Here is a 13976-nt window from a genome sequence, read left to right as displayed (position 1 = left end):
GCTCACCCAGCGGTTCGGAAGCTCCGATCCTCGCAGGTTCGCCGAGGAGCTGGAGACACGTCCCGAGCTCACAAAGCACGCCGAGCAGATCGAGGAAATCGCACGCATGGTGGATCGTACACGGCATGCCGAGCTTCGTCATGACCATACGCTGAAACAGCAAATGAACCGGTCTCGCGGGCTTGGATGGAGCCGTTAGCTAGCGCTGACTGCTACATAGCATTAACTAGCTGTTGCGCCGGTCGCCTCCGTCTTCTGGGCCGTGGACCCATTATGGCTGAGACTGAGACAAACAATGACTAGAACCGGTAAGTTAGGCCCATCACAGGCCCGCTCAATCGGGAATCAAAAACATAACCATCGCCTGAATAATCGACATCGAGCACCTTATAGCCTGCCGAGACGGACAATGTGTCGGTGAAGATGTAGTTGACCGTAGCCAAGGCTGACCAGGTGAGATCGGATCCCGCGCCAAAGCCGCCGATATCCACCTGCCCCTGAACGGACAGCTTATCCGTCAGGCTGAAAAAAGCGCGTGCGCCGATGACGGGATCTATCCAGCCAAAACTTTCCTTGTGGGTGGCGGACACGCTGCCGATTAGGGGATGGCTGGCGGTCACCGCCACCTCATTGGAAATATGCCAGAAGCGAGCCCCGGCCAGCGCGTCCAGCGAAAATCCATCTGCGTCAACGATGCGGTACCCGGCCTGCAGCGTCGCCATGAATTCCTGCGTGTCGACATCTGCATCGATTGCAGCGCCGGCCGGCAAGGTTGGTAAACCGGGAATCTGCAACGCTGGCAGCGGCCCGGCCGCCTTGCTGTCCGTAGTATCGACATACATGATGTCGCCGGAAAGGACGAAGCGGTCATAACGGCCCCAGACGTTAAGAAACCCGCCGAAGTTGAGATCCTCCATCACGTCGGAGAAGGATTTTTCGACATGAAGCGTGGGCGCCCGCCGGAACGGCGAGATGTTGCCGTTCAAACCAGTGGCCCACAGATAACCCGTGGCCTGAAACGCCCAATCGGCTCCATCAACCGTTGCGGGCGCGGCACGAACCTCATCCGCGCCTGAGGCGGCAGTTGCGGAAAAGGCCATAAAGACCGCAAAAACCGAATATTTTAGCAATGCCTTCTCCCCGACTAATTGCCCGTAGCTAAACCTATTTGACTCCCGCCAACAAGTCCGATCTTCTATCATACGCTGTATCTTGTACCGAAAGCACCGGAGACGTTTAAATGCGCCCGAAGACCCTGCCGCTTTTCTCTGCCTTCACCGCCGCCATGGTTTCCATTGCCACGCTCACCACGTCAGTTGCGGAAGCCTGCACGCGTTTCGTTTATTTGGGCGAAAATAATCAGGTAATGACGGCCCGTTCGATGGACTGGAAAACGGATGTGGGGACAAATATCTGGGCTTTCCCCCGCGGCATGGACCGTTCCGGTGAGGCCGGTCCGAATTCCATAAAATGGACCTCGAAATATGGCAGCGTCATTGCATCGGGTTACGACATTTCCACGACGGACGGCGTGAACGAGGCAGGCCTGGCGGCCAACGTTCTCTGGCTCGTTGAGTCGAGTTATCCCGTCTATGACGGGAAATCTCCGGGCTTGTCCATCGCAGCATGGGCGCAATATGTGCTCGACAATTTCGCGACCGTGGAGGAAGCGGTGCGTGCGCTCGAGAAAAACCCGTTCACGATCGTGACTGATAATGTCCCCGGCGAAGAGCGTCTGGCGACACTGCATCTATCGCTCTCCGATGGGAGTGGCGACAGTGCGATCGTTGAATATATCGTTGGCAAGCAGGTCATCCATCACGGGCGCCAGTATCAGGTGATGACCAATTCGCCGACTTTCGACCATCAGTTGGCATTGAACGAATACTGGAAGCAGATTGGCGGCACCGTCATGCTGCCGGGCACGAACCGCGCGTCCGACCGTTTTGCCCGCGCATCCTTTTACGCAAACGCAATACCCAAAAGCGAAAACCCGGTCGAAGCCATCGCAAGCGTATTCAGTGTCATCCGCAACGTCTCCGTTCCTTACGGCATCACGACCCCGGACCAGCCCAACATATCCTCCACCCGCTGGCGCACGGTGATCGATCACAAGCGCAAGCTTTATTTCTTCGAATCCGCACTGACACCGAATATTTTCTGGATTGACCTGACGAAGCTCGATCTTTCCAAAGAGACGGGTGCAGTGAAGAAACTCGACCTCGGCGCCAACCAGATCCATATCTATTCCGGCATGGCGAATGACAGCCTGAAGGAGGCTCAACCTTTCAAATTCCTGGGGCTTTGAGTCTCATCCTGGCCGCTGCGGTTCCATGGTCGCCGGAGCGTCATGAAAAGCGGTAATGCAATCTCACACAGCCCTTGTCGATTGCCGTTGCACTTATCAGCGTCGGGCTTGCCCGATAACCGGTCAGAGGAAAGAGCGGCTGGCCGGAGCCGAGCATTTCCGGGATCACATATATTTCGATCTCATCCAGCGCGCCGCGCTCCATGAAGGCCATCTGCAGCCGGCCCCCGCCGAGCATCCAGACATCGCCGTCATCGAGAGCACGCAGTTCCTCGATCAGCGAATCCAGGTCGGCGCGCACTTCCAGCGCGCCTTTCGGCTGCTCGATCGGCCGCGACGTGACGACGATGACACGGTGGCCGTCATAGGCCCAGGGGCTCTGCTCCCCGGCAATGAAATCATAGGTCGCCCGCCCCATGACCACGGTCCTTATCCCCTTCAGGAACAGGCGATAATCATGCTCGCCGAGGTTCATGTCGTCATACTTGTAGAGCCAGTCAAGAGACCCGTCTCCCGCTACGATCAAGCCGTCCAGACTGGTAGCAATATATCCGCGAATGACCGCCATTTCATCCTCCTTGATTTATAAATGAATATACGTTTATAAATATCCTCATGCCAAGACACAAGCTTGTTTCCGATGAAGAGGTGCTTGACGCCTTGCTGCCGCTGATGTTGCAGACAGGGCCTGACGGCCTGACCTTTGCTGCCGCCGCCAAAGCCAGTGGCCTCTCTGCCGCTACGCTGGTACAGCGCTACGGCAACCGCGAAGACCTAGTGGAGTCTGTGCTGATGCGCGCATGGGACAACCTGCTGGCGCAGACGCGGACAGCGGACGACGAGGAGCCGTTGACGCCGCAGGGCGCGATATCCCTGCTGATGCGGCTTATGCCGGGTGACGCTGCAGAACAGAACGCCTGTGACGGGCTACTGCTGCTTAGAGAAGATATCCGCAATCCGAAACTCAGGGCGAAAGGTGCCCTCTGGGGCAAGATTCTCGCACAATCGCTGGGGCGTCGGGTCTCGAAAGATGAAAAAACCGCAGCGAGCCTCGGCTGGCAGATGGCGGCCGTCTGGCAGGGCGCGCACACGTGGTGGGCGTTCACCCGCGGTGAAGACGCGGATTCGGCAATTCGAAGAGCGCTTCAGGATTGGGTGGATATGGTGGAACGGGCCGGGCGGTGAACGGAATTCCTCATCGTTGCACCGACTTTTCGCCTTCAGATGGGGCAAAAACGACACGCTGTCCGCAAATAACAAGAAGCACCTGTGATTTATTCAAGCAGAGGTTGACTCCCACCTCCAATCATCTCTAGCAAAGTCTCGCATATTCGCACATTCTAATGCTGGGGGGCATATGGGCAGCGGGCGTAGTTGGTGGAGTGACGTTGCCCGTGGTGCGGCGTCGAGTTTTTACGGGATACTGACGGCGGCTTCGCTTGCCCTGGCGCTCGTTACCGTTTCGGTAACGGCCAGCCTCGCTCAATCTGTTTCGATGACGGCCACTCCCGACACGTTCACTCGGGTCGGCGACACCGTCCGCTTTGACTTCGTCATTGACACCGGCTCATACAGTTTAACAACGCTAGATCCCGCTAAGACGTCCATCAAGGAAAGGGACATCTCCTGTAACCCATTCAACAGCCCAACAGGAACCGGAGCGCAGCTTTTCTGCACGGCTACTTATCAAGTGGATGCTATGGATGTCATGTCCGGCCAGTTCACGGAACTAGCCTCATTCACCGGCCTCAGACTTGGCGGCATCCCTGTGTCGTTCCAAAGTAATCCGACTGTCGTTCGAGCAGTTGATGGCGGACCCGTTGTCATTTCGGTGACATCGTCGCCAAATCCTTCAATACCCGGACAAGAAGTCGCCGTGACCGCGACGGTCTCCTCGATGGGTTGCAACGCCGGCCAATCACCTTCAGGCAGCGTCAACATTTCCATCGGTTCGCAATCTGCAAATCTCGGCCTGTCGCCGACAGGGCCAGTCAGCCCGGCGTCGTCCGCCACATTTCGTACGACGACCCTTGCGTCCGGCACCTATCAGGTAAACGCATCCTATTCAGGCGGCGGCGGTTGCAGCACGGGTACAGGTTCCGGCTCAAGCCATACGGTGGACACTAATCCAACGGTGACGATCAATCAGGCCGCCACTCAGGCAGATCCGACCTCTCGCTCTCCAATCCTGTTTGATGTTGTTTTTGACAAGCCGATCGTCGGTTTTTCCGCAGCCGACATTCAGCTTTCCGGCACCGCAGGAGCGACCAATGTCGCGATCACGGGCTCAGGCCCAAGTTACCGGGTTGCGGTAACCGGAATGAGCCGCGCCGGAACCGTCACTGCAGCAATTGCGGCCGGAAGCGTGATGACGCCGGCGGGGCTTCCAAACGAAGCGTCCACAAGTTCAGACAACAGTGTGACCTATGACCCGGTAAGAATTACGCCGGTCACGATTTCAAACCCTGTTTATCAGCAGTCCTATGGGCCGATTACCCTCTCCGCGGGTGGTGGCACCGCGCCACACACTTTTGAGGTATCGGCTGGTTCGCTTCCGCCCGGTCTCTCGCTGACAACCAGCGGGGAACTCAGCGGCACCCCTACCCGAAGCGGCAATTTCCCATTTACGGTGACCGCAACGGATTCCACGGGCGGTACAGGCTCGCAATCCTATTCGATGGCAATCGCCGCTCCCGTCATCGAAATCAATCCGACCAGTCTTTCCGCGGCAACCTACGATACCGCCTACAGCCAGACACTGACGGCCTCGGGTGGCGCTCTCCCCTTAGTCCTTTCGGTAACCGCGGGGACTCTCCCGTATGGCTTGACACTGTCGTCCGCTGGCGTGCTCTCCGGTACGCCGTTAGCAGCAGAGAATACGGTCTTTACCATTACCGCAACGGATGCAAATGGCGAAACAGGTAGCCGGGCCTATTCCATCAACGTCGCCCCCACCGTTCCCGATGCGCCGACAGGCATCTCTGCAACCGCTGGCGATACGCAGGCATCGGTATCGTTTCAGCCTCCGCAGAAAACCGGCGGCACCTCTATTTCGTCCTACATAGTCACCGCAAGCCCGGCGGACGTCATGCCCGTAACGGGACAGAGCAGTCCAATCATTGTTAACGGCCTGACAAACGGCCAAAGCTACACGTTTACGGTGACAGCCGAAAACAGTGTGGGGGCCGGCTCTCCCTCGGCGTCATCAAACAGCGTTACGCCGCGTGCAGCCCAGACAATAACGTTCACCGATCCCGGCACGCAGACATTCGGTACAACGCCCACTCTGACAGCGACAAGCGATTCCGGCCTGACGCCTGTCTTCACATCCAGCACCACAGCCGTCTGCACGGTTACAACGACCGGCATCTTGGCATTTGTGTCGACCGGCACGTGCACGATCAACGCGGATCAGCCAGGTAACGACGATTACCTCGCCGCAACGCAGGTCACGCGTAGTTTCACGGTCAACCCGGCGGCGCCGATTGCAAGCGATGTTTCGGTCACGATCCTGCCGGATTCATCCAACAACGTCCTTCCCCTTGACATAACGGGCGGCGCAGCGACCACGGTTAATGTTGCGACTGTACCGGCGCATGGAACGGCGACCGCAACTGGAACCACGATCAGCTACACGCCGGCGCCGGGCTATACCGGCCACGACAGCTTTACCTACACTGCGACCAATGTCAGCGGTCCGTCGGCACCGGCGACGGTCAACATCAATGTGACTGCAACGACGCTGGTTTTCTCGCCCGCTCCCGGACGACTGGCCGATGCTTTTACTGCAGTACCTTACAGTGCCATCATCTCGGTTTCAGGTGGACGTGCACCCTATCAGTACGCAGTCGGCGGCACGCTTCCGAGCGGCTTGAGCTTGAATGCAGCAACGGGCGAAATCGCTGGCGTGCCGACGGCGGAGGGCGTCGCAAGCTTCAGTGTCACGGTGCGAGACGCAGATGATGTAGTAGCGTCGGCGATTTACAACATCGCCGTGCTGGCGCAGGCCCCGGTCGCAACCGACAGCGCAGTGACCGTGGCTGCTGACAGTACCGGTAACTCTGTCCCGCTAAACCTTTCCGGAGGCCGGGTCGACACGCTGGTCCTCGTCGCTGGCCCGTCACATGGCACGGCAACGGTGGCCGGAACCAGTCTCACCTACAGTCCCGCAAGCGGCTACTCCGGTACCGACAGCATCACCTATACCGTCAGCAATTCGTCGGGCAGTTCCACCGCCACCATTACCTTGACGGTAACGCCACCTCCCGGCGCGCTTTCACTCTCGCCCGCCGGCGGTGCACTGAAAGATGCGATGGCGGGTGAAGCCTACAGCCAGACCATAACTGCCTCTGGCGGCACCGCGCCGCTCATCTACGGTCTCACCGGCGGAACGTTGCCACGCGGAATGGTGCTCAACGTGTCGACAGGCGAACTGACCGGGCCGCTCGAAACCGAGACAGAAGGCGATTACACCTTTACCATCCAGGTGCGGGATGCGCGCGGAAGCACGCTTTCTGTTGGCTATACGCTGAAGGTGACCCCACGTGAAGTGAGTGTCGAAGATCAGCTGATCGAGGTGAAAGACGGGGCACCGAAAAATGTCAATCTCACCGCAAAAGCCACGGGAGGCCCATTCACGGGCGCCGATCTGACGTATGTCACTCCACAAGGTGCCGGGCAGGCGTCTATCGTATATGGCGAGTTCGCGCAGGCTGGCCCGGTCCAGTCGACGGGGTTATATCTGAAATTCGTACCGAACCCTGCGTTTAAGGGCGCCGCGAGGGTCGGCTTCCGTTTGAAAACCGCAACAGGAGTGTCAAACGAGGCGACAATCACGTACGATATCAAGACATATAACGAGGATGCGGTCGAACGAGAGATAGACCGCCTCGTGCACGGTTTCGTCAGCACAAGACAGAATCTTCTTGCTTCAACCATCAAGGTTCCGGGCCTTCTGGAACGCCGGCAGATGGCCAGTGCAACGGAGGCCGTCACCTCCCGCGCAACACCGTCCGGTGAAGGGATGGTCCTCGGCTTTTCCACCAGCCTCGCCCAGATTGAAGCTGCCCGCGAAAGGTCCGATGGAGTGACGGAGAGCGAACTGCCAGCCTTCAACATCTGGCTGGACGGTACGTTTCTCGTTCACAATCGTGATGAATCGGGCAGCAAATGGGGCAGTTTCGCCATGGTCTCGGCCGGCGTGGACTATCTGCTTTCCGACAAAGCTCTGCTGGGCTTCTCGTTTCACTTCGACCGGATGACCGACCCCACCGACGGTGACAATGAACTGACCGGCAACGGCTGGCTCCTAGGCCCGAACGCATCGCTCGAAATCGCTAAGGGAATTTTCTGGAACAGTAGCCTTCTTTATGGAGGGTCCGCAAATGACATCGATACGCCCTTCTGGGACGGGTCGTTCGATACCACACGCTGGCTGTTCGACACGTCGATTTCCGGTCGATGGGATATTGATGACGTTACGACTTTCACGCCGAAACTTCGTGGCGTCTATTTTTCCGAGACAGTTGACGATTACGCCGTGGGGAATGATGCCGGCGACAGAATAGACTTGGAAGGTTTCCGCGAAGAACAGCTCCGCGTCAGCCTCGGCGCGGAGGTGGCCCGTCAGATTGCGCTTGAGAACGGCTCGATCGTCACACCGAGATTCGGGGGTACTGTCGGTGTCTCAAGTCTTGACGGATCTGGCGCATTTGGCTCCCTCACGACGGGTGTTTCCATGGAGACGGCAGAAAACTGGTCGCTTGATGCAGCACTCCTTTTCAACATAGAGGGCGATGGGGAAGCATCAGCAGGCGCGAAACTTGGCGTCAGCAAGAAATTCTAGGCGCAAAGGCAAGCAAACCGAAGCGCCGTCCCGTTGGCTGGCCTGCCTCACCAGTACGGCGGCACGCCGTTGGCATGGCGTCAAAAAACCGCTTGACCTCAATCGCGATTGAGGTCCTAGAAGTACGGTCACCTTGTTTTCGCAAGGCTCTTTCATGCTCTTGAGCGAACAGTTGACAAAGGAATACCCCATGGCTTTCCAGCTTCCCGACCTGCCCTATGCCCATGATGCGCTCGCCCCCTCGGGGATGTCCGAGGAGACGCTGAAGTTCCATCATGATCTTCATCACAAAGCCTATGTCGACAATCTCAACAAGGCGATATCAGGGACCGAGTGGGAAAACAGAAACCTCGAAGAGATCGTCCGAGGCGCCTATGAGAAGGGTGCGGTGGCACAATCCGGCATATTCAACAACGCCTCCCAGCACTGGAACCACACTCTCTTCTGGGAAATCATGGGGCCTGAGCATCATGCGATGCCCAAGGTGCTGGAAGAGGCGCTGACACAGTCCTTCGGCTCGGTAGCATTGTTCAAGCAGAATTTCGCCCTTGCCGGCGCTTCCCAGTTCGGCTCCGGCTGGGCGTGGCTGGTGGTTGATACCGATGGCTCTCTGAAAATTACCCGCACTGAAAACGGGGTCAATCCACTGTGCTCCGGACAGAAGGCGCTTCTTGGCTGCGATGTGTGGGAACACAGCTATTACATCGATTTCCGCAACAAGCGCCCGGCCTATATCGAGAACTTCCTCGATAATCTAGTGAACTGGCAGGCGGTCGCCGGTCGTCTCTGATCTGATTGAACCAATCTGGCCGGCGCCGCTACCTCGTGCGGCCCGTCGGCTCAGGCGCAGCCGGACAGCCGCCGTCCGGCTGCCATTCCGTTCGAGCACCCAGATGCCCTATGTCGTCACCGAAAACTGCATCGCTTGCAAATACATGGACTGTGTGGACGTCTGCCCGGTCGAATGTTTTTATGAAGGCGAGAACATGCTCGTCATCCATCCCGATCAATGTATCGACTGTGGCATTTGCGAGAGAGAGTGCCCCGCCGCAGCGATCAGGCCAGATACGGAGCCGGGACTGCACGTCTGGCTCGACCTTAACCGCCACTATTCCGGCATCTGGCCGCGCGTGCATCAAAAGAGAGCGCCGCCAGACAATGCCGATATCATGAATGGCGCGGCGGCCAAGTTTTCCATTTTTTCGAAAAATCCGGGAGCGGGCGGTTAGCCCGGCGTCGCATGTCTCATACTCTCAAGCTCATCGATGGCGGTGCGGTCAATCACGCGCATCTTCCGCTGAAAGCCTCCGCTACGCCGACAGTCTCACCACGTGAGTTCAAGGACGCGATGAGCGCCCTCGCCTTCACCGTCGCGGTGGCCTCATCCGCCCATGGGGGTGAGCGGATCGGACGCACGGTCACCTCCTTCATGCCGCTCAGCGCGGAGCCACCGCTTCTGATGATCTCCATCGACGCCAGCAGCCGTATGGTCGACCTCATAGCCGCAAGCCGGCGGTTTTCTGTTGCCGCGCTGTCCAGGGGCCAGGAAGAGATCGCCGACGTTTTCGCGGGGAAGGGAAACCTGCCGAATCGGTTTTCGATCGGCCAGTGGGATTCCTGGCCTTCAGGAAGCCCTCGGCTTGCCGGGGCGCTACTCTCCCTTGATTGCGAGCTCGTCGGCTCCGTTGATGCCGCCGACCACATCCTGTTCGTTGGCGCCATCACCGAATCGATCCCGGATCCCTCACGCAAAGCCCTGCTTTGGAGCGATCGCTCCTACGCCGGCACAGAGATGAGGAGCTAACTCTATCAAGGGTTTTCCCGCGACGACCTCAGATACACAGCGTCTTTCAGAAGGCTTTAACACCCCACGAAGTGGCGAGAGCCCGGCAGTCAATCATGGGATTTGCAACCTGGTGGAACACAGCCAGCGACGAAATACCTGCCGCGGCAGATTTATGATTGAGTCTTCAGGCATATTACCGTCCGGTCGTCGCTGAACTCGTTGGATGTCGATCCCTTCACGGATGGGAATTCGTCGAGCTTGTGAAAATCCACTGCCTCGACGCGGGCAAATTCCGCCTCCCAATCGGCAATGTCTACACCGGTCGGCAATGACAGATAACCATCGGAGAAGATTTCGAGGCTTGTGACCGTGTCCTTGGCGAGGGATAGATCGACCAAGCCCTCCCCTATCACCTGCCCACCGTTGATCGACGCGTAACCGAGAACATGGCCCTGCCTGTTTGCATAATGTGGCTGGACACGAATGCCGCCCATCAGGAACTCTTCGACCGCGTCGATGTCGTTTTGCAGGCCGCTTGCGACAGCGGCGGCGGCGACGACGTTTTCGGCCTCCGGCATCGTCATGATACTAGCTTTAACAGCAGCGTGAAGGCCGGAAAATATGGTGGCGCGGGTTTTTGCCTCAGCAGCATCGCCGTCCCCATGTGTCGCCAGGAGCCCTTTGAAAACATGAATTCGCGCCGACGTGCTGACCTTGTCTATCAGCTTGGCGTGCTGCAGCAGGCGGGTACCGTTGATACGCACACCAGAATCCCCGGCCAGAAGCAGGCGAAAACTGTCACCCAGATCTGCGACAATCGCGAGCGTTGTGGATGGCGGATGGCTTGCATTGATGCGCTTCGCCTCGCATTTCAGGAGGTCGCTGATACTTTGAAACAGAGCTGCCGCCTCACAGCTTTGCAAGGTGCCCTTTATGCTCATCTCGGCGACCGCGTTTGCTGCGGCAAGTGCGGCGATACGGCCGGAACTCAGCCCGTCGTAACTTGCTCCGGTCGGATCGGTCGCACCGTCGAAAACAGCCAGAACCCGGCCGGGAAGAAGAACTGCCACGTCGTCCCCCGGCGTTGCGGCGTTCTTGTATTTCGATTGCGAAAAGCTCGCGATATTCATTTTGTTGATTTCCTTGCAGAGGGGAGCGGACGGCGACACGTCGGTCACCGCAGCTATTATCTTTACTGGGGTGTAAGAGGTCAGACGAAGGAAGCTTCCTTGTCTTCCGAAAGGCGAAAGACGACGAAGACACAGATCCCGGTGCTAACCAATAGTACGGTCGAAAGCGCGGCCGCAGTCCCGAATTCACCGTCGATTACCTGGATGTAGATCAGGACCGGCATGGTAATCGTGCGCGCCGTATAAAGGATCAGCGTCGAGGAAAGTTCGTTGATGGCGGTGATGAAGCTCATCAGCGAACCGATGATGAGGCCTGGCAACATCAATGGCACCGTCACCGACAGAAATGTCTTTGCGGGTGAAGCTCCAAGATTAACCGCCGCCTCCTCGATCGATGGCTTGATCTGCCTGAGGATCGATGTCGTGGATCGGACGCCATAGGGCAGCCGGCGTATGAACACCAGAAGAATGATGATGAGCGCCGTCCCGGTGATATCGAAAGGAGGATATCGGAACGTCGTGACGTAACCGATCGCCATAACGACGCCCGGAATGAGATACGGCACCATCAACAACAGATCGAGCGAGCCGGAAATGGCATTATCACGCCTAACGACAATAAAGGACAGGAGTCCGGAGACGACCGCGATAAGCACCACTGCGGCCAGTGCGAAGGTAAAGCTGTTGGCGATGGCCTGAGGGGAATCCCTCAAGATGCGAGCATAGCTGTCAAACCCGAAGCCACCGGAAAAGACGGGGCCGTTCGTCGCCAGGAAAGATGTATAGATGACCGTTAGAGAAGGTAGCATGGCAATGAACACTACCAGATAGCAGAAACCGTGAACGATGAATGACTTCAGCGGGCGCATCGACTGCTTAACGGGTCGGTTGGTCAGGGAGCTGGCGTAACGGCGCTTGGCGAGAATGTGCCGCTGGAGAAGAAGCGCTGCCATGGAAATCCCGATCATTACCATTGAAATCGTGACGGCCATGGTCGGCGTGCCCGCCATTTCGGAGGTATATTGCGCATAAGCAATCGTCGAAAGCGTCCTGATGCCCTTGCCGAGAATGGCGGGTGTTCCGAAGTCGGCGATGGAAAGCACGAAGCAGATGATCGCACCTGTGCTGACTGCTGGAAAAACAAGGGGCAAGGTGATTTTGCGGAAACGCTCAAACGCCGTGCAGCCGAGGTTTTCCGCCGCATCCTCATAAGACTTGTTGATGGTGTTCAGGGCATTTTCCGTCATCAGGAAGATATAGGGGAAGAACTTCAGGCTGAAGACCATGACGATGCCGGGTATTCCATAAATCGTTGGCAATGAGATGCCGGCAAAAGACAAAAGGTTGGTGACCGCACCGTTGGCACCGAACAGCATGATCCAGGCATAAGCACCGATGAAAGGCGGTGCGCAGAGAACAAGAACTGCAAAGGTCGCGATGAATGTGCGTCCCTTGATGCGATAACGCGACGTGCAAAATGCAAGCGGGATCCCAAGAAGACAGGCACCGAGCATGCCCAGGACGCCGATCAGCAATGTGTTCCAGAGGGCCACGGTGTAAAACCGGCGCGTGAACACCTCCGCGTAGTTGCTGAGCCCGAACGCACCGGTCTTCGCATCAAAAAAGCTGATGAAAAACACACTGAATATCGGAAGGATCAGGAAAATTGCCAGCAAGATCACGGCAAGCGCCGTGACACTTGTCCAGAAACCCGGCAGCCGCAGGCGGAAACCTCCAGGCGTTGAAGTGGCGGTCATATCCGTCATGACAAGCGCTCCCCCGTCACACCTTCACCGAAAAGCTGAGTATCGGCCGCCCGCCAGGAAAAGGTTGTCTTCTGGTTCGGCTCAAGGGCGATGATCTCTGGTGACGGCTTGGTGATTGCCTCGATCTCTTCACCCGAGGAGAGTACGGCCGCCACGTTCATTTCACGTCCGGTGAAACTGACCTGACGGATGGTCACGGGCAGGTCGATGCGGTCTTGGGCAGAGATCGCGGAAAGACCCACTGAAATCGCCTCGGGGCGGATCGCTGCGACGACCTTCCGTTCCGGTGAAATCGCATCCGCTTGCGGCAGTGCAACCTTGTGGCCTGACAGGAATATCTGCCCGCCCGTGCGATCAAGCGTCAGGAAGTTATTGGCTCCAACGAAAGACGCGACGAAACGGTTAGAGGGATTATTGTAGACTTCCCAGGGTGGCGCAGCCTGCTGAATTACTCCCCCATACATGACGCAAACCAGATCGGACATGGCGAGCGCCTCTTCCTGATCATGGGTAACATAGACCGTCGTGATGTTCATGGCCTGCTGGATTTCACGCAGTTCCCGCCGCAGGTCCACGCGCAGTTTGGCGTCGAGGTTGGATAGCGGCTCGTCCATCAAAAGCACTTTGGGATTAATGACCAGTGCGCGCGCGAGGCCCACACGCTGCTGCTGGCCGCCGGAAAGCTCGTGCGGCATGCGCTTGGCATACGGAGCAAGCTGCACGATATCGAGGATCTTGGCGACTCGTTCGCGGATCTCGGCTGACGATGCCTTACGTTGCTTCAGACCGAAGGCAATATTATCGAACACGGAAATATGCGGAAAAACTGCATAATCCTGAAACACCATCCCGACATCACGCTTATGGGCGGGCACATGCTCAATCGCCTGTCTTTCGATGCTGATGCTGCCACTGTCCTGTTGGTGAAACCCGGCGATCGTGCGCAAAAGGGTGGTCTTTCCACAACCGCTCGGGCCAAGCAGCGTGAAAAATGATCCCGAAGGAATTGAGATGCTGATGTCGGAAAGTGCAACGACATTACGATAGCTTTTCTTGATGCTGTTAATCTCAACGGCGGCCATGTGCTGCTCCAAGATATATCCTGCGCGGCGCGCGACCACGGTGGACGGAATGAAAATGT

Annotated in this window: 11 protein-coding genes and 2 pseudogenes; 8 read left to right on the top strand and 5 right to left on the bottom strand. The window is 57.6% G+C overall.

Features of this window, described 5'->3' with window-relative positions:
- A pseudogene (locus tag FHW77_RS26585) lies at positions 1-199 on the top strand (BID domain-containing protein); the annotation flags it as partial.
- 100 nt (positions 200-299) lie between these two features.
- Here the strand turns inward: FHW77_RS26585 and FHW77_RS18810 are convergent.
- A complete protein-coding gene (locus FHW77_RS18810; RefSeq protein WP_182590669.1) occupies positions 300-1100 on the bottom strand; it encodes a hypothetical protein in 801 nt (266 codons plus the stop codon).
- 140 nt (positions 1101-1240) lie between these two features.
- On the opposite strand from FHW77_RS18810, the gene FHW77_RS18805 reads away from it, so the two are divergent.
- Entirely contained in the window at positions 1241-2308 is a 1068-nt protein-coding gene (locus FHW77_RS18805) for a linear amide C-N hydrolase (protein WP_182590667.1), read from the top strand.
- A gap of 40 nt (positions 2309-2348) precedes the next feature.
- Here the strand turns inward: FHW77_RS18805 and FHW77_RS18800 are convergent, their stop codons facing one another.
- A complete protein-coding gene (locus tag FHW77_RS18800; protein ID WP_112416264.1) occupies positions 2349-2876 on the bottom strand; it encodes a dihydrofolate reductase family protein in 528 nt (175 codons plus the stop codon).
- Between the two features lie 47 nt (positions 2877-2923).
- On the opposite strand from FHW77_RS18800, the gene FHW77_RS18795 reads away from it, so the two are divergent.
- The 6 genes and pseudogenes from FHW77_RS18795 to FHW77_RS18775 all read left to right on the top strand — a co-directional run bounded on the left by FHW77_RS18795 (position 2924) and on the right by FHW77_RS18775 (position 9957).
- Positions 2924-3493 (top strand): TetR/AcrR family transcriptional regulator, encoded by a 570-nt coding sequence (locus FHW77_RS18795; RefSeq protein ID WP_111813957.1) that lies wholly within the window; start codon positions 2924-2926, stop codon positions 3491-3493.
- 172 nt (positions 3494-3665) lie between these two features.
- Positions 3666-4067, top strand: a pseudogene (locus FHW77_RS27065) (CLIPPER-2 domain-containing protein); the annotation flags it as partial.
- A gap of 117 nt (positions 4068-4184) precedes the next feature.
- A complete protein-coding gene (locus FHW77_RS18790; protein ID WP_502709248.1) occupies positions 4185-8153 on the top strand; it encodes a putative Ig domain-containing protein in 3969 nt (1322 codons plus the stop codon).
- Positions 8154-8343: 190 nt separating this feature from the next.
- Positions 8344-8943, top strand: a complete 600-nt coding sequence (locus FHW77_RS18785; protein WP_182590665.1) for a superoxide dismutase — start codon at positions 8344-8346, stop codon at positions 8941-8943.
- Positions 8944-9046: 103 nt separating this feature from the next.
- On the top strand, positions 9047-9382 hold the full coding sequence (fdxA, locus tag FHW77_RS18780) for a ferredoxin FdxA (protein WP_004438973.1): 336 nt from the start codon (positions 9047-9049) through the stop codon (positions 9380-9382).
- An 11-nt stretch (positions 9383-9393) separates the two neighbouring features.
- The gene (locus FHW77_RS18775) at positions 9394-9957 is read left to right on the top strand and encodes a flavin reductase family protein (protein ID WP_182590664.1); all 564 of its coding nucleotides are present in this window, start codon (positions 9394-9396) and stop codon (positions 9955-9957) included.
- Positions 9958-10109: 152 nt separating this feature from the next.
- Here FHW77_RS18775 and FHW77_RS18770 read toward each other — a convergent pair whose 3' ends face one another.
- The 3 genes from FHW77_RS18770 to FHW77_RS18760 all read right to left on the bottom strand — a co-directional run bounded on the left by FHW77_RS18770 (position 10110) and on the right by FHW77_RS18760 (position 13917).
- A complete protein-coding gene (locus FHW77_RS18770) occupies positions 10110-11069 on the bottom strand; it encodes a hypothetical protein (RefSeq protein ID WP_182590663.1) in 960 nt (319 codons plus the stop codon).
- 80 nt (positions 11070-11149) lie between these two features.
- Positions 11150-12835 (bottom strand): ABC transporter permease, encoded by a 1686-nt coding sequence (locus FHW77_RS18765; RefSeq protein ID WP_100911445.1) that lies wholly within the window; start codon positions 12833-12835, stop codon positions 11150-11152.
- A complete protein-coding gene (locus FHW77_RS18760) occupies positions 12832-13917 on the bottom strand; it encodes an ABC transporter ATP-binding protein (protein WP_111813964.1) in 1086 nt (361 codons plus the stop codon). Before FHW77_RS18760 ends, FHW77_RS18765 begins: the two co-directional genes overlap by 4 nt.
- Between the last annotated feature and the right edge of the window lie 59 nt (positions 13918-13976).

This window comes from Agrobacterium sp. RC10-4-1, from assembly GCF_014138475.1.
GTDB classification, from domain to species: Bacteria; Pseudomonadota; Alphaproteobacteria; order Rhizobiales; family Rhizobiaceae; genus Agrobacterium; species Agrobacterium pusense.
Note: the sequence above shows the minus strand (reverse complement) of the source record. Positions and strands in the feature narration are given on the sequence as shown.